Source organism: Amycolatopsis pithecellobii (genome assembly GCF_009707865.1).
In the GTDB taxonomy this organism is placed as follows: domain Bacteria; phylum Actinomycetota; class Actinomycetes; order Mycobacteriales; family Pseudonocardiaceae; genus Amycolatopsis_E; species Amycolatopsis_E pithecellobii.
Genome location: NZ_WMBA01000080.1, coordinates 1 through 23,537, shown reverse-complemented (window position 1 = coordinate 23,537; position 23,537 = coordinate 1). Strand labels below are relative to the sequence as shown.

Below are 23,537 nucleotides of genomic sequence, written 5' to 3'. Positions count from 1 at the left end.
GGCTGGTATGAAAATCCGCATCGGCATCGGTCTGGGTTCGGAAACTTCGCCGGAGAACTTCAGCAGGATCGTCGACCGGGCCGAAGCCGCGGGAATCGACTCGCTGTGGTTGTCGGAGCACGTGTACTCCGACGGTGTCGACCCGTTCATCGGCATGGCGCATGCGCTTGCGCGCACCACGCACCTCAAGGTCGGCACCTCGGTCGCGGTGCTGCCGGGACGGCAACCGGTGCTGGTGGCGAAGCAACTGGCGTCACTGGCCGCGCTGGCGCCGAAGCGGGTCCTGCCGGTGTTCGGGTTGCGCCCGGCGCGGCGGGAGGAGCGGGACCTGTTCGAGGTGCCCGACGGCAGGCGGGCCGAGGTGTTCGACGAATCGTTGCGGCTGCTGCGTTCCGCGCTCGCCGGCGCGCGTAATTTCGCGGGCGAGTTCTACAAACTGGACGAGGTGGGCCTCGGCCCGGTGCCCGCCACACCGCTGGACATCTGGCTCGGCGGAGCCGCCCCGGCAGCGTTGCGCCGGATCGGCCGTTACGGTGACGGCTGGCTGGGCAGTTTCCTGCCCGCGCCCGACGCCCGCGCCGCGCGGCTCGCCATCGAATCCGCGGCGAGCGAAGCGGGGCGCGAAATCGAGCCGGACCACTACGGCATGAGCCTGCTGCTCGCCGGCGGCGGCATCACCCCGGAACTGGCCGCGGTCGCCCGTTCCCGCCGTCCCGACGCCGATCCCGGCGACATCATCGCCGCGAGCTGGCCGGACCTGCACCGGCTGCTGGACGCGTATCTCGACGCGGGCCTGACGAAGTTCGTGGTGTACCACCGCGGTCCCCAGCCCTTCGGCGAGTTCCTGGACGCCTTCGTGCGGGAACTGCTGCCGCGCCAGAACTGACGCGGAAGACCGCGGTTTCGGTCGGCGGCGGGCCTGCGAGAGTGGGTGGCGTATGCGGCGCTCGGCGAGACCGAGCCTGGTTACACCGAGCTTCAGGAAGGCCACCCGTTGCTGTCGCCGATCCCGCGACCCGCGCACAATCGTGCATCCAAACGACTGGCATACCGGCTCGATGCTCAGCTGCCTGAACGGTACGAAGTTCTCGCCCAGCTCGTACCGGATGGACACCGTCGTCAAACACGGCGAGTACGCCGACGCCGGTATTCCCCACTACTGGATCGTCGACCTCGACGAGCCGATTTCCCTTGTTTCCTGCCATCGTGCGGGCGAGCTCGGCTATCAGGACACCCCGGCGGCCACGAACAGTTTCACCACCACGGAACCATTCCCGCTCGAGCTCGACCTCGGGAAGCTCCGCGCCTAGTCCATAATGGATGGTGTCGCGGACGTCGCGTCGTTAAAGTGGCGGCCATGGCTGACGAACTGGTGCACTACTCGCACGCGGGCGGCACCGCGACCATCACGCTGGACTCGCCGCACAACCGCAACGCCCTGTCCGCACAGCTGCGCCGTGAACTGCGTGCGTCGCTGGCGAAGGCGCAGGGCGACGAAGCCGTGCGCGTCATCGTGCTGACCCACACCGGCCCGGTTTTCTGCGCGGGAATGGACCTCAAGGAGGCTCGCGGCGCCGATGCGGGTGATCAGGGCGTCAACGAGTTTCCCGAGATCCTGCAGCAACTGTGGAGCAGCCCGAAGCCGGTCGTCGCACGGCTCGCGGGTCCCGCACGGGCAGGCGGGGTCGGCATGGTCGCCGCGTGCGACATCGCCGTCGCCGCGCACGAGGCCACGTTCGCGTTCTCCGAGGTGCGGATCGGGGTGGTGCCCGCCGTCATCTCGCTCGTGGTGCTCCCCCGGATCGCACCGCGGGCGGCGCAGGAACTGTTCCTCACCGGCGAAACGTTCGACGCCGCCCGCGCGGCGGAAATCGGCCTGATCACGAGGGCGACGGATGTGGAAAAACTCGACGACGAGGTGGACCACTACGTCCGGGCGCTCGCGCTCGGCGGCCCGAACGCGCTGGCCGCGACGAAGGAACTGTTGTCGAGCCCGAAACCGCCCACCCCGTCGGCCGGGTTCCGCGCGATGAACGCGTTGTCCGCCCGTTTCTTCGCCGGCGAGGAAGGGCAGGAGGGCATCAGCGCGTTCGCGCAGAAGCGCAAACCCAGCTGGGTTCCCGCAGACTGACCCGCGTCAGTCTGCGGGAAGCGCCAGCGTCAGGCGGCGGCTGTCGGCCCGGTCGCCGCCCGGCGCCATGGCGCGTTCGGCGTCCGACAGCACGCTGCGGATGGCCAGATAGGCGCGCGGGTCCGCGGCCTTCAACTCGTCCGAGCCGCTCCAGATCAGCACGTGTTCACCGCTGGGCAGCCAGGACAGGTCGGTCAGGCAGTCGTAAAGGGCGTCGAGGTTGCGGCCGAACCACTCCGGGAACGACAGCGCCGTCGCAATGGCGTCCATTGTGGACAGCTTGTCCACGGGATGACCCGCCATCACGTGCAGGTAGGCGCCCCGGGCGCGCGCCTGGTCAGTGAGGATCTTGATACTGAGGTGCTCCATGGGCCTTCAACTTGCTATCTGGAGGGATCGACCACGACGAAGGACGCGTAATGGTCACCGGTGTAGTACAGCTCGTGCCCCGCACCGGTGATCAGCCGCCGCGGGCCACGGTCCGTGCTGCCGGGCGTGGGCACGGTGTACTCATGGTAGTAACCACTCTGCTTGTCCGGCAGCCGTTTCTCCCGGTTGGTGAAGACGACCCCGTCGTTGCGGGGATACGGGAACGGCCCACCACGCTCGATGAGCCGCCACGTCTGGCCGGCCTCAGGAGGCAACGCCGACAGGGCGGTCGTCGCCGCCCCGGCGTTCCCGCTGCTCAGGTCCCTGACCAGCCAGCCCCCACCCACGAGCACCAGTAGGCCGATCAGAGCGGCCGTGATGCGCCTTCTGCTGGACACCAGCGTCACTCTAATGACGGTCGGACGCGGCCTGCGTCCCGGTCCGCGCGAGTTGCGCGTTCCCGCCGCGCGAGTTGCGCGTTCCCGGTGCGCGAGTTGCACGTTCCCGCCGCACGCAACGCTCAACTCGCGCGCTCCCAACGCTCAACTCGCGCGGGCGCTTCGAAATCCCTAGGACCGGGGCGGATAGTCCTCGTCACGGGACGGCCGCAACCATGCCGCGACCCGGTCCACGATGCGGTCGATGAGCCACGCCGCCCCCACGCACAGCGGCGCCAGCACCGCGATGACCAGCACGAACTGCAGCGGGAACCACAGCTGCGCCAGCCACAGCTCGGCCCTGTCCCACCAGTTGGCCAGCCCACCGAACATGAATCACAGCGTACGCGGGGTTGAGGCGAGGTAGTTTGCTGGCATGTTCGCCGTGTATGCCAAAGAAGCCAACTACGACAACCCGCTGGACTCACTCGTGGTCGGCGAGCGCCCCGAACCCGAGGTGCCGGACGGCTGGGTGAAGGTCGCGGTCCGCGCCGCCAGCCTGAACATGCACGACATCTGGACGCTGCGCGGGGTCGGCATCAAAGCCGAGCAGTTCCCGATGATCCTGGGCTGCGACGGCGCCGGCGTGCTCGAGGACGGCACCGAGGTCGTGCTGCATTCGGTGATCAACGCGCCGGGCTGGCAGGGCGACGACACCCTCGACCCCAAGCGCACCCTGCTCACCGAGAAGTACCAGGGCACCTTCGCCGACTACGTCGTCGTCCCCGCCCGCAACGCGATCCCCAAGCCCGCCGGCCTGTCGTTCAGCGAGGCCGCGACGATGGGCACCGCGTGGCTGACCGCGTACCGCATGCTCTTCGTCAAATCCGGGTTGCGGCCCGGCCAGACGATGCTGGTGCAGGGCGCGTCCGGCGGCGTGTCGACAGCGCTGGTGCAACTCGGCCGCGCGGCCGGGTTCCGGGTGTGGGTGACCGGCCGCAGCGAACAGAAACGCGCACTGGCCGAGAGCCTTGGCGCGCATCAGACCTTCGAGTCGGGAGCGCGCCTGCCGGAACGGGTGGACGCCGTGTTCGAGACGGTCGGCAAGGCGACCTGGGGCCACACGCTCAAGTCCCTCAAGCCCGGCGGCATCGTCGTCGTGTCGGGTTCCACCAGCGGCCCCGACCCGAGTGCCGACCTGCAACGGGTGTTCTTCCTGCAGCTGCGGGTGGTCGGTTCGACGATGGGCACCCGCGACGAGCTGGCGAGCCTGCTGTCCTACGTCGATCTGGCCGGGATCAAACCGCAGATCGGTGCGGAGCTGCCGCTCGATGATGCCCAAAAGGGCATCACGGACATGGAGTCCGGGAACACGGCGGGCAAAATCGTTTTCACTCGTTAACACCCCCCATTCGCGGGTTGAGCTGCACAGACGCGTTGTCGACACCTGGCCGACACGTGTTTGTGACCCACGGTTTGGCCGCTGAACATGAGATTTCCTCGCTAATCTGGAGACATGACCGCGATGGAGCGGGAACAGCCTCAGACGACGGCACGGTTCGCCGGCCCGGAGCAGATCCGGGCCGGGGAGCGCAGCTATGCCGGTGTCCGCACGCGCGTCCTCGAAATCGGCCCGAGACGGCTGATCCGCGGCGCGCCGAGACTGGTCTTCCTCCACGGTTACTGCGACAGTGCCGACACTTGGCGCCCGGTCCTCGAACAGCTCTCCGAGACGGGAATCTCCGCGGTCGCAGTCGATCTGCCCGGCTTCGGTGAGGCGGATCCCCTGCGTCCCGGCCCGATGCTCCCCCAGCTCGACCAGTTCGTCGACGCCGTACTCGAGGAGCAGACGAAACACGGAAAGGTCGTGCTGGCAGGCAATTCCCTCGGCGGCACAATGGCTTTGCGCGCGGCGCACGACTCCCGGCGCCCCATCGCGGGCGTCATCTCGGTCGCCGCGCCGGGGTTCGCCGACTCGTGGCTGGTCCGTGCGGTCGTGGCGTACCCGTTGCGGCTGTGGGCCGCGCTTCCGTTGCCAGTGCCGGACTTCGTCGTGCGCGGTGTCGCCGAGTACGTCGTGCCACGCCTGCTGTACGCCGACCACGGTGTCGCGGCCGCCGAACACGTCCGCCGGTTCACCAGCCTCTTCCCCGACTACCGTTCGGCCACCACCCGGCTGGACCAGGCGCGCCAGCTGGTCGAGGAACTCACCAAGGCCTACGACGGGATCGGCGACATCGCCACCCCACTGCTCGTCGTCGCCTGCGGCAAGGACAGGCTGGTCACCCCGGATTCGGGGCGGCGGCTGCACTCGCTGGTACCGCACAGTCGCCTGCTGATCCGCGAGAACTGGGGCCACTGCCCGCAACTGGACGACCCGACGGCCGTCGCCGGACTGGTCGGCGACTTCATCGCGGACGTCACCAGCAAACGCCGCCGCCCCAAGGCCGCACGGCTGCCGATGGCGGGCTGACCGCCCCCGTCACGAGGCGCGGCACACTAATGTCGAGGCATGGCAGATCTTTCGCGCGTGCGCGACCTTGCACTGGCTGAGCACGGGCTCGCCACGATTTCCGTCGCCCGCACGGACGGCACGGTGCATTCCTCGGTGGTGAACGCCGGGCTCATCGACGACCCGGTGACCGGCACGCCCGGCGTCGGTTTCGTCGCACGCGGCGGCACCCGCAAGCTCGCCCTGTTACGCGAGCGCGGGAACGGCACGATCGTGTTCCGCCGCGGCTGGCAGTGGGCGTCGGTGCAGGGGCCGGTGCGGCTGATCGGCCCGGACGACGAGGACCCGGCGTTCGATCCGGCCGGCCTGCCGCGCCTGCTGCGTGACGTGTTCATCGCCGCGACCGGCAGCCACGATGACTGGCACGAATACGATCGCGTCATGGCCGCCGAACGCCGGTGCGCCGTTTTCCTTGCCGCACAACGGATTTACCCAGCCGACCGAAAGTAGGCCAGCGGGCCGACCGGCAGCCCGCCTACGTTTCGCCGATCGCCGTGACTGCCGGCCGGCTGGGTAACCACCAGCACTGCCGGTAGCCCCTGAGCAGCTATTTCTTCTTGCCCTTGTCGCTGGGCTCGGAGGTCGACAACGCGGCGACGAAGGCTTCCTGCGGGACCTCGACCCGGCCGATGTTCTTCATCCGCTTCTTGCCTTCCTTCTGCTTCTCCAGCAGCTTCCGCTTCCGCGAGATGTCACCGCCGTAGCACTTGGCGAGAACGTCCTTGCGGATCGCGCGGATCGTCTCACGCGCGATGATGCGGGAACCGACGGCGGCCTGGATCGGCACCTCGAACTGCTGCCGCGGGATCAGCTCACGCAGCCGGGTCGCCATCTTGTTGCCGTAGGAGAAAGCCGCGTCCTTGTGCACGATCGCGGAAAACGCGTCCACCGGTTCGCCCTGCAGCAGGATGTCCACCTTGACCAGCTCGGCGATCTGGTCGCCCGCCTCTTCGTAGTCCAGCGAGGCGTACCCGCGGGTGCGGGATTTCAGCGAGTCGAAGAAATCGAAGATGATCTCCGCGAGGGGCAGGTGGTACCGCAGCTCGACCCGGTCCTCGGACAGGTAGTCCATGCCCAGCAACTGGCCGCGTTTTCCTTGGCACAGCTCCATGATCGCCCCGATGAACTCGGCGGGTGCGATCACCGTGACCTTCGACAGCGGTTCGTGCACTTCGGCGATCTTGTACCCGGTCGGCCAGTCCGACGGGTTGGTCACGATGTGCTCGCTGCCGTCTTCGAGCACGACGCGGTACACCACGTTCGGCGCGGTCGAGATGAGGTCCAGACCAAACTCGCGCTCGAGCCGGTCCCGGGTGATCTCCAGGTGCAGCAGTCCGAGGAACCCGCAGCGGAACCCGAAACCCAGTGCGACCGAGGTCTCCGGTTCGAAGGTCAGCGCCGCATCGTTGAGCTGGAGTTTGTCCAGTGCCTCACGCAGTTCCGGGTAGTCCGAACCGTCCAGTGGGTACAGTCCTGAGTAGACCATCGGCTTCGGCTCGCGGTAGCCGGTCAGCGGTTCGGTCGCGCCCTTGCGCTCGCTCGTGACGGTGTCCCCGACGCGCGACTGCCGGACATCCTTCACGCCGGTGATCAGGTAACCCACCTCGCCGACGCCGAGTCCCTTGCTGGGCTTGGGTTCCGGCGAAATGATACCGACTTCGAGCAGCTCGTGGGTGGCGCCGGTGGACATCATCCGGATCCGCTCGCGCGGGGTGATCTGCCCGTCCACGACACGGATGTAGGTCACGACGCCGCGGTAGGTGTCGTATACCGAGTCGAAGATCATCGCCCTGGCCGGCGCGTCCGCTTCGCCCTGCGGCGCCGGCACCTGACGCACGACCTCGTCGAGCAGTTCCCGCACACCCTGGCCTGTCTTGGCCGACACGCGCAGCACGTCGGCCGGCTCGCAGCCGATGATGTGCGCGAGCTCAGCGGCGTACTTGTCCGGGTCGGCCGCCGGCAGGTCGATCTTGTTGAGCACGGGGATGATGTGCAGGTCCTTGTCGAGCGCGAGATACAGGTTCGCCAGCGTCTGCGCCTCGATCCCCTGCGCCGCGTCGACCAGCAGGATCGCACCTTCGCACGCCTCCAGTGCCCGCGAGACCTCGTAGGTGAAGTCGACGTGGCCAGGTGTGTCGATCAGGTGCAGCACGTGATCCGTGCCGTCGAGCTGCCATGGCAGGCGCACGTTCTGCGCCTTGATCGTGATCCCGCGCTCGCGTTCGATGTCCATGCGGTCGAGGTACTGGGCGCGCATGGCACGTTCTTCGACCACGCCGGTGAGCTGCAGCATGCGGTCGGCCAGCGTGGACTTCCCGTGGTCGATGTGCGCGATGATGCAGAAGTTCCGGATCAGCTCCGGCGGCGTGAACGTGGTGTCGGCGAACGTCACTGAACTCTCGGCTCCTTCTCGGGGTCCCTTCCAGTGTCCCATGGCCGTGGCGGGGGGATTTCCGGGTCATCCCCGATGCCGGATCACCGTGCCCGTGCTGATCTGGAGATATGAGCGCTACGTACACCCAGGTGCTGGACCGGGCCTTCGGCCATCCGCGTGGACTGCTCGGCAGAATCGGCGGCGCGGTGATGGCGTGCGGCAATGCCGCCACCGAACGTCATGTGGTGAGCCTGGCGAGGCTCGCGCCCGGGGAAACCGTGCTGGTGCTCGGCCCCGGTCCCGGAATCGGGCTTGCCGCGGCGTCCGGCGAGGGGCGCACGGTCATCGGTGTCGATCCGTCGGAGGAGATGCTGGCGCTGTCACACGCCCGGTGCCCGGACGCCGAGGTGCGCCTTGGCACTGCGGCGCGGACCGGGCAGCCGGACGAGTCGGTCAATGTCGTGCTGAGCGTCAACAACGTGCAGTTGTGGGAAGACCGGGCCGCCGCGCTCACCGAGCTGCGCCGGGTATTGCGCCCCGGCGGCCGGCTCGTGCTGTCGGCGCACGAGAGGTGGCTGCCGGTGCCGCGGCACGAGCTCGCCGCCGAGGTGGCCGCGGCCGGGTTCACCGACCTGCAGACGTGGACCTGGGAGCCGCCCGGCTTCGGTTCGACGGCGGCCGAGCTGCGCGCCAGAGTGCCGTAGTGCCAGGCGGGGCGCGGGCGGCGCGGGCCCGGCTGGTAACGTTGCGGGTCGTTGCCGTGTGGCATTCCGTCATGGAGGAAGCCCGGTTCGCCGGGGCCACTTGGACGCGGCAGCGAATACGCCGAGACGATCAAGGAGCGCCCGCGTGGCCAACATCAAGTCCCAGATCAAGCGCATCAAGACGAACGAGAAGGCGCGCCTGCGCAACCAGTCGGTCAAGTCTTCGGTGAAGACCGCGATCCGCAAGTTCCGCGAGGCCGCCGAGGCGGGCGACAAGGACAAGGCGATCGAGTTGCAGCGCGATGCCGCCAAGAAGCTCGACAAGGCCGCCAGCAAGGGTGTCATCCACCCGAACCAGGCGGCGAACAAGAAGTCGGCGATGGCGAAGCGCGCCAACGCACTCTGAGCTCGTTCTTCCGCCAGGCCCGCCACCCGCATGTGGCGGGCCTGGCGCTTTTCTATGCGGCTACCGAGGACGCCCACCGGTCGATGAGCGCCGTGGTGAACGGCGCGTTGCGGTGCAGGGCGAGATCATGCGCCGCGTTCGGGATCAGCACCGCCTGGACGGTGGTGGCGTCGCCGAATGCGCTTTTCTGGTCGGGCTCGAAGGCTGCCGGGTCGTCGCCCCGGTAGAGGTAGTCGTGGTTCCCGACGACGACCAGAACCGGCACCCGGACCGCCTTCGCGAAGGCGTGGGTCGCCAGCTCCTGCCCGAAGCCCGGCACCTCGGCCGCGGTCGTGGTCGTCTTCGTCCGCTCATCGGCGGCCACTGTCGCCCGGTTCGCGTTCGGGAGGTAGTAGAAGAACGTCCGGGAGTTCGGTGCCGTGGTCAGGTAGTCCGCGGGCAGCTTCTCCTTCCCCAGAACGGGGTCGGTGGCCGCCGGCGTGAGTTCGGGGAATCCCTCGAACGACGGCGAGGTCCGGCGGTACATGAAGCCCGTGACCACAAGAGCGTCGACCTTGTCCGACGCGGCGGCCACACCCTCGGCGACCACGCTGCCATACGAGTGTCCTATCAGGACGATCGGCAGCCCTCGATACAAGTTGTCGATCTTGTCGACGAAGTGGTCGATCGAGGTCACCTGCACCGCGGTCGTCACGGAGGCGGCCGGCGGCTTCGAGGATTCGCCGGTGCCGACCCGGTCGAGCGCGATCACGAGCCACCCTTCCCGAGCGGCCTGCCGCGCTTGTGAAACGACGTCGCCACCCCCGTCGAGGTCGAAGTAGTGGTGGTCGTAGGTGGCGCCGGGCACCATGATCTGCACGCCACGAGCCTGCCCGGCCGGGGCGTACCGCTTGGCGTGAATCTTGACCGATCCGACGCCGTCGACCCCGACGGCGACCTGAAGGTCGAGGTCGCCGTGGTACTGAGCCGGCTGGCCGGCGTACGCGGCGCTCGGCGCGATGGTGATCGCTCCCAGCACGGCGGCGCCGATCGTGACGGCGGACGTCCACCGGCGGAAATCGGGTTTCCTCACTGCTTGCTCCTTCAAGGGTTTTCAGGTGACAAGCAGACGGTGCGTCCGGACTGACGGTCTCGTCCAAGACCGCTTCGATCAGCTGTGATATCGGTGCGGTATCAGAGCCTCGATGCCGTCCGGATCAACCCGGCCAGGACGCGGGAGCGGCTGTGCGCCGGCCAGACGATGTGGGTGGTGACCACTGGAGCGTCGCTCACGGGGACCGCGGCGTGCTCGTCCCACAGCCAGGTGCGGGCAGACTCGGGGAAGACCGCCATCGTGCGGCCGAGGGCGATCAGCTGGGCCAGCTGCGTCTGGTCGTGGATCTCGGGACCAGGGCCGGGCGGATAGGTGTCGTGGCGGGGCCAGCGGGCGAGCGGTAGCTCGGGAACGTCCGAGATTTCGGCCAGGGACAACGTTTTGCGCGCGGCCAGGGGGTGCCTCGCGGGCAGGATCGCCACCTGCCCCTCCGTCATCAGTTCGATGCTGTCGAACCCGGCGAGGGAGTTGAAGGGCGTGTGCATGAGCGCTACGTCGGCACGACCGTCGCGCAGCATCCCTTCCTGTTCGCACAGGCCGCTCGGCAGGACCTCGATCTCGGCGGCGCCGGGCTCGGCCGCGTAGGCGTCGAGGAGCTTGTTCAGCAGCTCATGGAACACACCGGCCTTCAGAGCCAGCACCAAACGGTCGCGGGGACCACCCGGACTGTCGGCGCCCCCGGCGCGCCGGGTGCGGCGCACGGCGGCGGTGGTCGCGTCGAGAGCCGCGCGGCCCTCTTGGAGCAGGATTTCTCCGGCGCGCGTCAGCGAGACGCCGCGGCGATTGCGCGCCAACAGAACGACGCCGAGGCGCCGCTCGAGCTGCTGGATCGCCCGGGACAACGGGGGCTGGGCGATGCCGAGACGCTCGGCGGCCCGGCCGAAGTGCAGCTCCTCGGCGACGGCGATGAAGTACCGCAGCTCGCGGGTCTCCAAGGTGTCCATGCCACAGCGTAGCTCCGTGGTGATACCTCCCAAGTATCACAGCTCACCGGATCGATCTTGGCCTGCGCACCCGCCGCGAGCGACGATCGACGGCATGAGCACTGACAAACCCGCTGTTCCCCTGCCCGGTGGCACCTGGTCCCTGGGCGAGCTGACCGTCACCCGCTTCGGCTACGGCGCCATGCAGCTGGCCGGACCCGGGGTCATGGGCCCGCCCGCCGACCACGACGGCGCGATTGCCGTCCTGCGCAAGGCCGTCGACCTCGGCATCACCCACATCGACACCTCCGGCGCCTACGGCCCGCGCGTCACCAACGAGCTGATCCGCGAGGCGCTGCACCCCTACCCCGAGTCGCTGCACATCGTGACCAAGGTCGGCGCGCGCCGCGACGAGCAGGGCGGCTGGCCGCCCGCCCGGCGGCCCGCGGATCTGCGCCGCGCTGTCCACGAGAACCTGGAAACCCTCGGCCTCGAGCGGCTCGACCTGGTCAACCTCCGGCTCGGTGACGCTCAGGGCCCGCAGCCCGGTTCACTCGCCGAGGCGTTCGGTGCGCTGGTCGAGCTCCAGCGACAGGGCTTGATCCGGCACCTCGGCGTTTCCAACGCCACCAGGGACCAGGTCGCCGAAGCCCAGGCGATCGCGCCGATCGTGTGCGTGCAGAACATGTACAACCTCGCTCACCGGCACGACGACCAGCTGATCGACGAGCTCGCGGGCAAGGACATCGCCTACGTGCCTTTCTTCCCGCTTGGTGGTTTCAGCCCGCTGCAGTCCTCGGCACTATCGGCTGTCGCGTCGCGGCTGGACACCACACCGATGTCGGTCGCCCTGGCCTGGCTGCTGCAGCGATCGCCGAACATCCTGCTCATCCCCGGCACCTCGTCGGTGGCGCACCTGACCGAGAACGTCGCCGGCGCGGGAACCCGTCTCTCCGATGACGACCTGGCGGAGCTGGACAAGATCGGCTCCGGGCACAGCGTTGCCGGGTGACCTGCGGGTCCAGGCACCGACATCCGCTCCCGTCGGCGATTGGCTCACGCAGCCATTCCCTAGTCTGCGACACATAACCAGCGCGCGATCGTGGCCTGAGCACTGGGTATGGGGAGCCGCCGTTCGCAGGTCGGCGTAGGTCCCGGGTCAGCGCAGGTCGCGGGCATCGGCCAGGTCGAGGATCGCCCGTTCCAGCGCGTAGGCCGGATCGGCGGCCGCGCCTTTGACTTCGGCGTTGACCCTGGCCACGATCGCCATCGCCTTGTTCAGACCGGCGGCACCCCAGCCGCGCGCCTGACCTTGTGCCTTACGGATCTTCCATGGCGGCATCCCCAGCGCGCCCGCCATCTGGTTCGGGTTTCCGCGCCCCGCGGCCGAAACCCGTGCAATGGTCCGGACCGCGTCCGCGAGTGCGTCAGCCACCAGGACGTGCGGCACGCCGATCTGCTCGGCCCACCGCATCGACTCGAGCGCAGCGGAACGGTCACCGGCGACGGCGTTTTCCGCCACCGCGAAGCCGGTCACATCGGCGCGGCCACGGTGATACCGCCGCACGGCATCCTGATCGACTTTGCCACCCGAGTCGGCGACGAGCTGCGCCGCGGCGGATGCGAGTTCCCGCAGGTTCGAGCCGACCGCGTCGATGAGCGCGGCGACCGCCGCCGCGTCGATCCGGCCACCCGCCTGCCGGATCTCGTTACGCACGAACGCTTCCCGCTCGGCGGGTTTGGTGATCTTGGGGCAGTCGGTGACCTGCGCGCCGGCTTTGCGCAACGCCGCGGGCAACGCCTTCGCCGCCTTGCTCCGGCCGCCGCCGCTGTGCACGACGACGAGCACGACGCCATCCGCCGGCGACTTCACGTACGACAGGACCGCGTCGGCAAGTTCCTGCGAAATGTCCTGCGCGGCGTCGAGCACGATGACCCGCCCCTCGCTGAACAGCGACGGGCTCACCAGCTCGGCGAGCGCCGGAACGGTGATCTCCGGCACGCGCACCCGGGTCAGGTCGGCCGCCGGATCGACCAGCCGCGCGGAATCGAGCGCGGCTCGCACGGCCCGCTCGACGAGCAGCTCTTCCTCGCCCAGCACGAGGTGCAATGGCGACGTGGTGGTGGCGGGCGCGGTCACTCCACGATCCTGCCACGGTGACGAAGCCCGCAGGGGCATGGCGTCGCCCGCGACGCGTGTCGTATGTTGTTACAGGGACGTTGCTCTTGGTGGCACGTCGACAACTGAATACCGCTCATCCAGAGGGGCAGAGGGAACGGCCCGATGAAGCCCCGGCAACCGGCGTCAGCCTGTCATCTCGATCCCGCGAGGTAGCTGACGATCACGGTGCCAATTCCGGCCCGCATAAGCGGGACAGATGAGGAAAGGACCTCGCGATGACTGCAGCCCTCAGCTCGACCAAGCGCACCCTGGACCTCGGCCCGGCCGTGGAGCTCGTCTCCAAGGAGGAAGGCCACCGCCAGCCGCTGGCCCCCGAGTTCGTCTCCGCCGAGGACTTCTCGCCACTCGAGGTCGCCTACGACTTCGGCAGGGTCCGCCGTGAGGACATCGAGGCCGGCCCGCGCAACATCTGGCGGTACAAGAAGCTGCTGCCGGTTCCCTCGAACGTCGAAGAGGTCCCCAACACCGAGCCCGGCTGTACCAGGCTGGTGCGCGCGGACCGGCTCGCCAAGGCCCTTGGCCTGAAACGAGTCTGGGTCAAGGACGACACCGGCAACCCCACCCACTCGTTCAAGGACCGCGTGGTCGCTGTCGCGCTCGCCGCGGCCCGCGAGTTCGGCTTCGACACTCTTGCCTGCCCCTCGACGGGCAACCTGGCCAACGCCACCGCCGCTGCGGCAGCCCGCGCCGGCTGGCAGTCGGTTGTACTCATTCCCTCCTCTCTCGAACGCGCCAAGATCCTCACCACCGCCGTGTACGACGGGAATTTGATCGCCGTCGACGGCAACTACGACGACGTGAACCGCCTCGCCACGCAGCTTGCCGCCGAGAACGAGTCGTGGGCGTTCGTGAACGTCAACGTGCGGCCGTACTACTCGGAGGGTTCGAAGACGCTCGCCTTCGAGGTCGCCGAGCAGCTGGGCTGGCGGCTGCCGGAGCAGATCGTCGTGCCGATCGCCTCGGGTTCGCAGCTGACCAAGGTGGACAAGGGTTTCCGCGAGTTCGGCAAGCTCGGCCTCATCGAGGAGACGCCGTACAAGGTGTTCGGCGCACAGGCCACCGGCTGCTCCCCTGTCTCGACCGCCTTCCGTAACGGCCAGGACGTGGTCCAGCCGGTCAAGCCGGACACCATTGCCCGTTCGCTGGCCATCGGCAACCCCGCGGACGGCCCGTACGTCCTGGACACCGTCAACCGCACCGGCGGCGCCATCGAGGACGTCTCCGACGAGGAGATCGTCGAGGGCATCCGCCTGCTGGCTCGCACCGAAGGCATCTTCACTGAGACCGCCGGTGGCGTCACCGTGGCCACAACGAAGAAGCTCATCGAGACCGGCAAGCTCGACCCGGAGGCCGAGACCGTCCTGCTGATCACCGGTGACGGTCTGAAAACGCTCGATGCGATCGAAGGCAGGGTCGGTCCGAAAGCGACGGTCCCGCCGACAGCGGATGCTGTCCGCCGCGCGCTCGAGAGCTGAGCTCACTTTCCCTTACGCACCACCGCCGGTTCTCCCTTCTCGGCGATGACCGCCGTGTCTCCGTCGGTGTCGGTGCGGGTGACCAAAGCACCACCCGCGACGAGCGTGTCCACAGTGGACTTGCTCGGGTGGCCGTAGCTGTTGCCCGCACCGACGCTGATGAGCGCGAGCCGCGGCGCCACCGAAGCCAGGAAACGCGGATTGGAGAACCGGCTTCCGTGGTGTGGCACTTTCAGCACCTCCGCGTGGAGGTCCGTTGCGCTGTCGAGTAGATCGCCCTGCGCGAGCAGTTCGACGTCGCCGGTGAGCAGGACACGCCCGGCAGGCGTGAAAGCACGCAACACGATCGAGGCGTTGTTGATGTTCGTTCCGTCCGCGCCGTCATCGTCCTGCCTGGCGCTGACGTATCGCGGTCCGATCACCTCCATGGACAGTCCGGGCCAGTCGAGTCGCTGACCGAGTTCCAGTTCGAGCAGCGGCACACCGTGCCGTGCCGCGACTTGCGCGACCTGCCGCCACGCCCACACCGGCATCCGGCCCGGCCCGACGGCGACCGCGCCGACGGACCTGCCGTCGAACACGGAATCCAGGCCACTGATGTGGTCGGCGTGCAGGTGGCTCAACACCACGAGCGGCACCCGGTCGACGTCCAACCGGGACAGGCATTGGTCGACCGGACCAGGCTCGGGACCGGTATCCACGACGATCGCGCGCCCGGCTTCCGCCGTGGACAGCACCTCGGCGTCACCCTGACCGACGTCACACGCGACCATCGCCCACCCGGCCGGCGGCCAACCCGGCGCGATCACCCGTGCCGGCACAACAATCAGCAGCACGCACACCAGCGCGAGCGCCACCCCCATTCGCAACCGTGGCCGCCGGAACACGACAACCAGCACGATCACCGCGAGCAGGGCCAGCAGCCCACCCCACCACCCATCCGGCCACGGCACCACCGCGCCCGGAACGCGAGACGCATGCCGAGCGACCACCAGTAGCCACTCCGCCTCTGGTCCCGCGGCAAACGCGGACAGGTGGGCCGCGGCCGGCCAGAAAGTGGCCAGTACGGCGGTCACCACCCCCAGTACCGTTGCCGGGGCGACCACCGGAGCAGCCAGCACGTTGGCCGCGATCGACACAACGCTGATCCGGCCCGCCATCCCCGCGATGACCGGTGCCGTCACCAGGAAGGCCGCGAGTGGAATGGCCAACCCTTCGGCGAGACCGGGCGGCACACCCCGGGTGGTCATGGTTTCGACCCAGCGTGGAGCCAGCAGTACCAGTCCCGCGGTGGCAAGCACCGACAGCGCGAAACCGAAATTCACCGCCATAGCCGGGTCACAGACCACAAGGACGCATACGGCAGCCGCCAGGGCGGGCACGACCGACCGTTTTCGCCCCAGCGCCAAGGCCAGCAGGCCGACCGCGCCCATGACGCCCGCGCGGAGGACACTCGGCTCACCACCGGTGAGCACGACGAAGCCGACGAGTGCCAATCCCGCCATGGTGGCCGACAGCCGTGGCCCGAGCCTCAAGGCACGAAGGAGCAACAGGACCGCGCCGGCCACCACCGCGAGATTGCTGCCGCTGACCGCCATCAGATGTGACAACCCGGCGTCCTTGAACTCGCGCTGAATCTGTGCCGGCACACCACTGGTGTCACCGACGACCAGTCCGGGCAACAACCCGGCCGCGTCCTCGGACAGCACCGAGCAGGCCTGCCTCAGCGCCTGCCGGGTCGATTCGGCTGCGCCTTGCCACCAGGATGGCTTCGTCGTGGCAACAGGCGGACCCCGGACATAGACCACGGCCACGGTCAGATCGGCGTCACGGGGTGGGGCCAGGGAACCCGTGGCTGTCACGTCCTGTCCCGGTAGCAACTTCGACCATGACTGGAACGGCGCCAACAGCACCACCCGCCCTGTCGTGGCAACCGGTTGCCCTGCGGCCTCGGCCCGAACGACTGTCGCCGCGACCACAACCGAACGGGCTCCTGCTTGCTGACCGGCGTAACCGGCGGACTCGATCGGCTTCGGACGCTCGTCCACGGTGACACGCAAGGTCGCCGTCGCGTCATGGTCGGCCAAAGTGGACAGTGGGTCGTGCTGGGCCTGAAACAACCGGACCGTCAGTGGAACCGCCAGAAGCAGCCCGGCCATCAGCAACGCACAAGCACCGGCGAACCACCTGGGGCGCACCGCCCGCCACCGCCACAGCAGAAATGACGCCGAAGCCGCGGCGGCCAAACCGGTCACCACCGCGACCCACCAATGCAGGAGGAGCCCGGCCAGCACACCGAGCCAGAGCACCAGCGCCGAGGGAACCAGCCGGAAATCCTGCTGTGCCGCGGTTTCGGCGCCGGCCGGCATCAGACGGTCACCAGGTCACGCAGCCGCGCGAACTTCGCCGGACCGATGCCGTCGACCTCTTGCAGCTGGTCCACCGACGTGAACGTGCCGTGCTGCGTTCGCCAGTCGAGAATGCGTTGTGCGGTGACCGCTCCGACGCCCGGGAGCGCATCGAGTTGTTCGACAGAGGCGGTGTTCAGGTTGAGCTTGGCGGGGTTTCCAGGTGTGGGAGGGCCGTCGGCACGCGCCACATCCGGCGCTGCCGGGACGCCGACGTTGAGCTGCTCCCCGTCGGCGAGTTTCCTGGCGAGGTTGAGCGATGTGAGGTCGGTGCCGTCGAGGGCGCCACCCGCGGCACCCAGGGCGTCGGCCACGCGAGCGCCACTCGGGACGGTCACCAATCCCGGAGACCGGACCTTCCCGACAACGCTGATCACGAGGGAGCTGTCGGCGAGTTTTGCGGGCGCCGCGATCGCCGACGGCGTCTCCCGGGCAGCTGGGAGCAGCGGCGCTCGTTCCGCCGGTGGCCCGCCGCCGAGAAGCAGGACGGAGCCGCCGATCAGGACCACCACAACGGCCAGCGCGGCGAGCACGGCTGTGAGCCGTAGGCGGGTCGGGCTGCGGGTCAGGGCTGGCGGCGCCCAGCGTTCGACGAGCCTGCCCGTAAGCGGTGTGGTACGGCCCGCCGTCAGCGCTTGCGCGGCGAGCTGACGGAGGCGGTGACGGGCCGGGGGTGCTTGGGGAAATGTTTGTTCGAACATGCGATCGACGCTATTGGGGGCGTTCTGGGTTGGCCAGGGGAAATTGCGGCGGGTGTGGATAAGTGGGGTCCTGTGGACAAGTTGGCGCACCGGAGGGCGAAGACGATGGGCGGCGGCAAGGCAAAAACACCCAGCACACGCGGGGAAAACAGGAGAGCGAAAGGGATTCCGCGCGAGCGAACGCCGAAATCGCGCGACGAGGACTTGGTCAACGCCCTTGACACCGTTGAGCCGGGAAAGTACTCAGGAAAGACCAACCGGATGCCGTTGCACGACCACACCGATCACCCCCGGACCGGTGTGTGCCCCGATCACCGCGCCGAGTTCGGACACCACACAGCCCTCAGGGACGCGGACGCGCTCCTCCAACTGGTTCGCCAGCTCCGCAGCCCGCTCAGCCGAAGCGAGATGATGCACCGCGACCTCCACCGCCTCCCCCTGCGCGGCCTCCTCCGCGAGATCCACCAGTCGTGCCATCGCGCGATGCATGGTCCGGACCTTCTCCAATGGTTCGATCCGTCCGTCTTCGATGTGCAGCAACGGTTTCACCGCCAGCGCGGTGCCCAGCAACGCCGCGGCCGCGCCGATGCGCCCGCCCCGCCGCAGGTATTCGAGCGTTTCCACGACGAATACCGTCTTCGAACAACGCACCGCTGCCATCGCGGCCCGCTCGACATCCTCGGGTGCCGCACCAGAGGAGGCCGCGGCGGCGGCATGCAGAGCGGCGAAACCGAGTCCCATCGCCGTACCACGTGAATCGACCACCCGCACGACGTCCGGCCCGACCTCCTGAGCGGCCAGCACCGCCGACTCCCAGGTGCCCGATATCTCGCTCGACAGGTGTAAGGACACCACCGCGTCGGCCCCCTCGTCCAGCGCCGCACGGAAAACCGACGCGAACTCTCCCGGCGTGGGCCTCGACGTCGTCACGATTCGCCGCTGCGCCAACGCTTCCGCGAGCGACGCCGGCCCGACGTCGACACCGTCGAGCGCCGTCTCGCCGTCGATGAGGACATGCAGCGGCACCACCCGGATGGCGAACCGCTCGGCGAAGCCCTCGGGCAGATGGGCGGTGGAGTCGGTGATCACGGCGACCGGCACGGCGCAAGCCTACGGGGAGTCCGGGCCCAACAGCGGGGTGAGCACCGCGGCCATCGCCTTGCCCACCGACGCATGCGCTTCCCAGCCCCAGTGCATCCCGTCCGGATTGCCGCGGCCGCTGAGCACGTGGTCGGCCACGAGCGCGGGCAGGTCGAGCAGCGGCACCTCGGCACGCCGTGCCCACGCGGCCATCGCCGCGGCAGCGCCATCACGGGCCGTGTGCACCCGCCCGTAGGAGTCCGCGCGGTGCACGCTCGGCAGGACGCCGACGATCGGCAGCGTCGGCCGGAGGATCCGCAGAGCCTTGACCGCTGTGTCGAGATAATGGACCGTCAGTTTCGACGGGAGCACGGTCGGGCGGCCGCGCAAGGCCACGGCCAGTCGCGGCTGAACGGCAAGATAAGCCTTGCGGGTGACGTGGCGGAGGCCGTCCGGGCGGAGATAACGCAGGCCGGTCCGCAGGTAAGTGGGCAGCGGCGAAGGCAACGTGTCCATGCTGCCGATCGCCAGCACGACCGCGTCGACCTGATGCAGATCCGCCCAGACGCGCGGGTCACCGATAAGCGACCACCACATGTCGCGTGCTGTCCAGCCGGCACCGGCCACCAGGTCCGCGCTTCCACCAAGGGCCATGGCCGCGACGTTGGGCCACAACCGCGGCTCATCGGCGGCACGGGGACCGTCGGGGCCGTGAAAGCTCAGTGAGTCGCCGAAGACCAGCAGGCGCGGCACGGTCAGCCGTACATGCCCGCGTTGTAGGCGCCCAGCCGCCAGACGTCGTCGCGCCGGCCGAGCTCCACCCAGTGACAGTTGCCGATGCCGCCCAGCTGTGGCCAGGCCGTGACCGGCAGCCCCAGCAGGCTCGCGGTGAGCGCCGTGATGAGCCCGCCGTGCGCCGCGAGCAGCACGGTCTGCCGGTGCTCGGCGTCGTCGAGCAGGTCGTTGACGACTTCACTTGCCCTTGCGGCAACCTCGACGCGAGTCTCACCGCCAGGCGGGGCCCAGGTCGCGTCGTCCCGCCACCGGAACCGCTCCCCCGGCCAGCCGGCGTCGACCTCGGGCCCGGTCATCCCCTGCCATTCGCCGAGATGCGTCTCGCGCAAACGTTTGTCAATGCGCAGGGGCACGCCGATCGCCTCGGTCAGCACCGTGGCGGTGTCCGTGGCGCGGCGCAGGTCGGAGGCGATCACCAGGTCGGGCTCGAACCTCGCGAGTGCGGGGACGGCGAACCGTGCCTGGTTCCAGCCGACCTCGGTGAGCGCCGAGTCGAGGTGCCCCTGCATCCGGCCGGCGGCGTTGTAGTCGGTCTCCCCGTGGCGCCAGAGCACCAGCCGCCGCAAGCTCACCGTGCTTCCCCGGCCTCGGTCAAGTCGGGAATCTCGATACGCGGGCAGTCCTTCCACAACCGTTCCAGGCCGTAGAACGAACGCTCCTCGTCATGCTGGACGTGCACCACGACATCGACGTAGTCGAGCAGCACCCAGCGCCCCTCGCGGGCGCCTTCGCGGCGCACCGGCTTGTGACCGGCGAGGCGCAGCTTCTCCTCGACCTCGTCGACGATGGCGCCCACCTGGCGTTCGTTCGGCGCCGAGGCGATCACGAAGATGTCGGTGATCACCAGCTGTTCCGAGACGTCCAGCACCACGACATCAGTGGCCTTTTTGTCGGCCGCCGCATGGGCGGCCACGGTTGCCATCTCACGTGCTCGGGACGTCGCTGGCACTCCTGCTCCCTCACGGCTGGGCATCTGTCGGCTCACCGAGGGTACCTGGCAGGCAAGGCGCCCGGCTGACGGCGGCTTTCAACGGCTCATTCCGGTTTGCGGTAGAGCCTGCGTTTGTCGATGTACCGCACCACCCCGTCGGGCACGAGATACCAGATCGGCTCGCTGTTTTCGACGCGCTCACGGCATCCGGTGGACGAGATCGCCATCGCGGTCACCTCGACCAGGCTCACCTTCCCGCTGGGCAGATGGTGATCGTTGAGCCGGTAACCGGGTCGCGTGACGCCGATGAAATGAGCGTACGTGAACACCTCGTCGGCGTTGTGCCAGGTGAGGATCTGTTCGAGCGCGTCGGCGCCGGTGATGAAGAACAGCTCGTCCTCGGGGTACTCCTGATGCAGATCCCGCAGTGTGTCGACGGTGAAGGTCTCGCCGCCGCGGTCGATGTCGACGCGGCTGACCGAGAACACGGGGTTGGACGCCGTCGCGATCACCGTCATGAGGTAGCGGTCCTCGGCGCGGGTGACGAGGCGGCCGGTTTTCTGCCACGGCTGCCCGGTGGGCACGAAAATCACTTCGTCGAGGCCGAACCTGGACTGGACCTCGCTCGCCGCGACGAGGTGGCCGTGATGAATGGGGTCGAAGGTTCCGCCCATGACCCCGAGACGCCGTGGTGACATAACTGCAGCGTATAGAGCCGCCCGCGGGCAGGTGGACCCGATGACCCCCGTGTTCATCCTCACAGGACTGCATGAGTGGGCCAGTCATGCAGTTTTCGAGGAGCCATTGTCGGACCCATGCGGTAGACGTGAACTCGTGAACATCCAGGAACTACGCGAACAAGCCGATTCGCTGTTACGGGCGCTGGCCGGTGACGGCGCGACACTGCGCGAAGATCAGTGGACCGCCATCCAAGCGCTGGTCGCTGAACGCCGGCGAGCGCTCGTCGTGCAGCGCACCGGCTGGGGCAAATCGGCGGTGTACTTCCTGGCGACGGCGCTGCTCCGGGCACGCGGCGCCGGTCCGACGGTGATCATTTCTCCGCTGCTTGCGTTGATGCGCAACCAGATCACGGCCGCCGCCAGGGCCGGGATCGCCGCGGCGACGATCAACTCCGCGAACTCCCAGGAGTGGGACGAAGTGCAGGCCCGGGTCACCGACGGCGAGCTCGACGTGTTGCTCGTGAGCCCGGAACGGCTCAACAATCCCGATTTCCGGGATGCGGTGCTACCCAAACTGACCGCCAGTGCGGGCCTGCTGGTGGTCGACGAGGCACATTGCATTTCCGACTGGGGGCACGATTTCCGGCCCGACTACCGGCGGCTGCGCACGCTGCTGGCGGATCTGCCGGATGCGGTCCCGGTGCTGGCGACCACAGCTACCGCGAACGACCGGGTGGTGACCGATGTGGCCGAGCAGCTCGGACTCGGCAATGGCGCGGACACACTGGTGCTGCGTGGTCCGCTCGATCGGGAAAGCCTGCATCTTTCAGTCGCCGCACTGCCGACGCCGCAGGCGCGCATTGCCTGGCTCGCCGAGCAGCTGGGCGAGTTGCCCGGTTCGGGCATCATCTACACGCTCACCGTCGCGGCGGCGCACGACGTGGCCGGGTTCCTGCGCGAGCGTGGGTACGAAGTCGCGGCATACACCGGCAAGACGGACCCGGCCGAGCGCGAGGCGGCAGAGGACGATCTGCTGGCCAACCGGGTCAAGGCACTGGTCGCCACGTCGGCGCTGGGCATGGGATTCGACAAGCCGGATCTGGGTTTCGTCGTGCATCTGGGTGCGCCGTCCTCGCCGATCGCCTACTACCAACAGGTCGGACGTGCCGGGCGTGGGGTACGCCATGCCGAGGTGATCCTGTTGCCTGGCACTGAAGATCGCGAGATCTGGAACTATTTCAGTTCGCTGGCCTTCCCCGACGAGCGGCGGGTTACCGAGGTACTGGACGCACTCGCCTCGGCCGACCGTCCACTTTCGACAGCGGCGCTGGAACCGCTGGTGGAGCTGTCTCGCACGCGACTGGAAATGGTTCTCAAGGTGCTTGACGTCGACGGCGCGGTGCGGCGGGTCCGTGGCGGCTGGGAGTCGACCGGTGCGAGCTGGGAGTACGACTCCGGCCGCTATGGACGGGTGAGCGAAGCTCGCAGCACGGAGCAGCAAGCGATGATCGAGTATCAGGCGACGACGGGTTGCCGGATGGAGTTCTTGTTGCGCCAGCTGGACGATCCGTACGCGCAACCGTGCGGAAGGTGTGACAACTGCACCGGGCAGCACCGGAAAACGGCGATTTCCGCGGACGTGGTGGCGGAGACGAACACCCGGTTGGATCGTCCGGGTGTGGAGCTGGGTCCGCGACGGCAGTGGCCGACCGGGCTTCGCACGCTCGATGTGCCGCTGTCAGGCCGGATCGCGACAGACGAACGAGCCGAACCGGGGCGAACGCTCGGGCGGCTCACGGATATCGGCTGGGGCAGCCGGTTACGAGGACTGGTCGGCGCGACGGCGCCCGACGGCGAAGTACCGGCGCCGGTGTTCCAGGCATGCGTCTCGGTCCTCGCGGCGTGGGACTGGGCGCGACGGCCGGTGGCGGTGGTGGCGTTGCCATCGAGCAGACGACCACAGCTCACACACAGTCTCGCGACACGCCTGTCCGAAATCGGACGGTTGAAGTTCCTCGGCACACTCTCGGCGCCCGGTCCGCCGCCCCGACGGGCGAACAGTGCGCAGCGGGTGGCGGATCTGTGGCACCACCTCGCCGTGCCCGACTACCTGGCCGCGGAGTTGTCCACTGTGGATGGTCCGGTGCTACTGGTGGATGACGTCGTGGACTCGGGCTGGACGATGACAATGGCCACACGGCTGCTACGGAAAGGAGGTGCGCCCGCGGTCCTCCCGTTCGCACTCGCGGCAACAACCTAGGTGTCGTGCCGCCAGAGGTTAGGCACACGGCTCGCGGGTGGGTGGCCGTCGAGTGCGGTGTGGCTGTGGTGGTGGTTGGAGTTGTGGGAGCCATCACGGTCATGTCTCGCGGTATTCGGTTTCGGGCTGGGAGGGC

General features: G+C 68.5%; 25 protein-coding genes and 1 riboswitch. Of the genes, 11 read left to right on the top strand and 14 right to left on the bottom strand.

Annotated features, from left to right (window positions below):
• Positions 1-7: 7 nt before the first annotated feature.
• The 3 genes from GKO32_RS33620 to GKO32_RS33610 all read left to right on the top strand — a co-directional run bounded on the left by GKO32_RS33620 (position 8) and on the right by GKO32_RS33610 (position 2,131).
• Positions 8-886 carry a TIGR03854 family LLM class F420-dependent oxidoreductase gene (locus GKO32_RS33620; RefSeq protein ID WP_154760948.1) on the top strand — a complete coding sequence of 293 codons (879 nt, stop codon included), beginning with the start codon at positions 8-10 and terminating at the stop codon, positions 884-886.
• 172 nt (positions 887-1,058) lie between these two features.
• Entirely contained in the window at positions 1,059-1,310 is a 252-nt protein-coding gene (locus tag GKO32_RS33615; protein WP_246245119.1) for a Uma2 family endonuclease, read from the top strand.
• Positions 1,311-1,357: 47 nt separating this feature from the next.
• A complete protein-coding gene (locus tag GKO32_RS33610) occupies positions 1,358-2,131 on the top strand; it encodes an enoyl-CoA hydratase family protein (RefSeq protein WP_154760947.1) in 774 nt (257 codons plus the stop codon).
• Between the two features lie 6 nt (positions 2,132-2,137).
• Here the strand turns inward: GKO32_RS33610 and GKO32_RS33605 are convergent, their stop codons facing one another.
• From GKO32_RS33605 to GKO32_RS33595, 3 genes are all read right to left on the bottom strand, one after another.
• Positions 2,138-2,500, bottom strand: coding sequence for a barstar family protein (locus GKO32_RS33605; protein WP_154760946.1), 363 nt, complete (start codon positions 2,498-2,500; stop codon positions 2,138-2,140).
• A 14-nt stretch (positions 2,501-2,514) separates the two neighbouring features.
• Complete coding sequence (locus GKO32_RS33600) at positions 2,515-2,898, bottom strand: guanyl-specific ribonuclease (protein WP_312869016.1); 384 nt, start codon at positions 2,896-2,898, stop codon at positions 2,515-2,517.
• Positions 2,899-3,069: 171 nt separating this feature from the next.
• Complete coding sequence (locus tag GKO32_RS33595) at positions 3,070-3,270, bottom strand: hypothetical protein (protein ID WP_154760945.1); 201 nt, start codon at positions 3,268-3,270, stop codon at positions 3,070-3,072.
• A 43-nt stretch (positions 3,271-3,313) separates the two neighbouring features.
• Here GKO32_RS33595 and GKO32_RS33590 point away from each other — a divergent pair, with 43 nt between their 5' ends.
• The 3 genes from GKO32_RS33590 (at position 3,314) to GKO32_RS33580 (ending at position 5,839) form a co-directional block, all read left to right on the top strand.
• Entirely contained in the window at positions 3,314-4,279 is a 966-nt protein-coding gene (locus GKO32_RS33590) for a zinc-binding dehydrogenase (RefSeq protein ID WP_154760944.1), read from the top strand.
• A gap of 114 nt (positions 4,280-4,393) precedes the next feature.
• Positions 4,394-5,350: an alpha/beta fold hydrolase gene (locus GKO32_RS33585; protein WP_154760943.1), complete on the top strand. Its 957-nt coding sequence runs from the start codon at positions 4,394-4,396 to the stop codon at positions 5,348-5,350.
• Between the two features lie 39 nt (positions 5,351-5,389).
• Positions 5,390-5,839, top strand: a complete 450-nt coding sequence (locus GKO32_RS33580; RefSeq protein WP_154760942.1) for a pyridoxamine 5'-phosphate oxidase family protein — start codon at positions 5,390-5,392, stop codon at positions 5,837-5,839.
• A 97-nt stretch (positions 5,840-5,936) separates the two neighbouring features.
• Here GKO32_RS33580 and lepA read toward each other — a convergent pair whose 3' ends face one another.
• A complete protein-coding gene (gene lepA, locus GKO32_RS33575; RefSeq protein WP_312869014.1) occupies positions 5,937-7,781 on the bottom strand; it encodes a translation elongation factor 4 in 1,845 nt (614 codons plus the stop codon).
• 110 nt (positions 7,782-7,891) lie between these two features.
• Between lepA and GKO32_RS33570 the strand changes: the two genes are divergently transcribed.
• Together GKO32_RS33570 and rpsT are read left to right on the top strand one after the other, a co-directional pair.
• A complete protein-coding gene (locus GKO32_RS33570) occupies positions 7,892-8,467 on the top strand; it encodes a class I SAM-dependent methyltransferase (RefSeq protein ID WP_154760940.1) in 576 nt (191 codons plus the stop codon).
• Positions 8,468-8,612: 145 nt separating this feature from the next.
• Positions 8,613-8,873, top strand: coding sequence for a 30S ribosomal protein S20 (gene rpsT / locus GKO32_RS33565; RefSeq protein ID WP_312869013.1), 261 nt, complete (start codon positions 8,613-8,615; stop codon positions 8,871-8,873).
• A gap of 52 nt (positions 8,874-8,925) precedes the next feature.
• Here rpsT and GKO32_RS33560 read toward each other — a convergent pair whose 3' ends face one another.
• Positions 8,926-9,945: an alpha/beta hydrolase gene (locus GKO32_RS33560; protein ID WP_154760938.1), complete on the bottom strand. Its 1,020-nt coding sequence runs from the start codon at positions 9,943-9,945 to the stop codon at positions 8,926-8,928.
• Positions 9,946-10,046: 101 nt separating this feature from the next.
• The gene (locus GKO32_RS33555) at positions 10,047-10,910 is read right to left on the bottom strand and encodes a LysR family transcriptional regulator (protein WP_154760937.1); all 864 of its coding nucleotides are present in this window, start codon (positions 10,908-10,910) and stop codon (positions 10,047-10,049) included.
• A gap of 94 nt (positions 10,911-11,004) precedes the next feature.
• Here GKO32_RS33555 and GKO32_RS33550 point away from each other — a divergent pair, with 94 nt between their 5' ends.
• Positions 11,005-11,901 (top strand): aldo/keto reductase family oxidoreductase, encoded by an 897-nt coding sequence (locus GKO32_RS33550; protein WP_154760936.1) that lies wholly within the window; start codon positions 11,005-11,007, stop codon positions 11,899-11,901.
• A 147-nt stretch (positions 11,902-12,048) separates the two neighbouring features.
• Here GKO32_RS33550 and holA read toward each other — a convergent pair whose 3' ends face one another.
• Positions 12,049-13,029 (bottom strand): DNA polymerase III subunit delta, encoded by a 981-nt coding sequence (holA, locus tag GKO32_RS33545; RefSeq protein ID WP_312869012.1) that lies wholly within the window; start codon positions 13,027-13,029, stop codon positions 12,049-12,051.
• Positions 13,030-13,141: 112 nt separating this feature from the next.
• Positions 13,142-13,274, top strand: a riboswitch (SAM riboswitch).
• A gap of 12 nt (positions 13,275-13,286) precedes the next feature.
• Between holA and thrC the strand changes: the two genes are divergently transcribed.
• Positions 13,287-14,546, top strand: coding sequence for a threonine synthase (gene thrC / locus GKO32_RS33540; RefSeq protein ID WP_154760934.1), 1,260 nt, complete (start codon positions 13,287-13,289; stop codon positions 14,544-14,546).
• Positions 14,547-14,548: 2 nt separating this feature from the next.
• On the opposite strand, the gene GKO32_RS33535 is transcribed toward thrC, so the two are convergent.
• From GKO32_RS33535 to nadD, 7 genes are all read right to left on the bottom strand, one after another.
• A complete protein-coding gene (locus tag GKO32_RS33535; RefSeq protein WP_154760933.1) occupies positions 14,549-16,915 on the bottom strand; it encodes a ComEC/Rec2 family competence protein in 2,367 nt (788 codons plus the stop codon).
• Positions 16,915-17,655: a ComEA family DNA-binding protein gene (locus GKO32_RS33530; protein WP_154760932.1), complete on the bottom strand. Its 741-nt coding sequence runs from the start codon at positions 17,653-17,655 to the stop codon at positions 16,915-16,917. The genes GKO32_RS33535 and GKO32_RS33530 overlap by 1 nt, the downstream gene beginning before the upstream one ends.
• A 243-nt stretch (positions 17,656-17,898) precedes the next feature.
• A complete protein-coding gene (locus GKO32_RS33525; protein ID WP_312869011.1) occupies positions 17,899-18,756 on the bottom strand; it encodes a DegV family protein in 858 nt (285 codons plus the stop codon).
• Positions 18,757-18,765: 9 nt separating this feature from the next.
• Positions 18,766-19,488, bottom strand: a complete 723-nt coding sequence (gene octT / locus GKO32_RS33520) for a diglucosylglycerate octanoyltransferase (protein ID WP_312869010.1) — start codon at positions 19,486-19,488, stop codon at positions 18,766-18,768.
• 2 nt (positions 19,489-19,490) lie between these two features.
• Positions 19,491-20,102, bottom strand: coding sequence for a histidine phosphatase family protein (locus GKO32_RS33515; RefSeq protein WP_312869009.1), 612 nt, complete (start codon positions 20,100-20,102; stop codon positions 19,491-19,493).
• Entirely contained in the window at positions 20,099-20,479 is a 381-nt protein-coding gene (rsfS, locus tag GKO32_RS33510) for a ribosome silencing factor (RefSeq protein ID WP_312869008.1), read from the bottom strand. The genes GKO32_RS33515 and rsfS overlap by 4 nt, the downstream gene beginning before the upstream one ends.
• An 86-nt stretch (positions 20,480-20,565) precedes the next feature.
• Complete coding sequence (gene nadD, locus GKO32_RS33505; RefSeq protein WP_154760930.1) at positions 20,566-21,159, bottom strand: nicotinate-nucleotide adenylyltransferase; 594 nt, start codon at positions 21,157-21,159, stop codon at positions 20,566-20,568.
• Positions 21,160-21,295: 136 nt separating this feature from the next.
• On the opposite strand from nadD, the gene GKO32_RS33500 reads away from it, so the two are divergent.
• Positions 21,296-23,401 (top strand): RecQ family ATP-dependent DNA helicase, encoded by a 2,106-nt coding sequence (locus GKO32_RS33500; RefSeq protein ID WP_312869007.1) that lies wholly within the window; start codon positions 21,296-21,298, stop codon positions 23,399-23,401.
• Positions 23,402-23,537 lie beyond the last annotated feature (136 nt).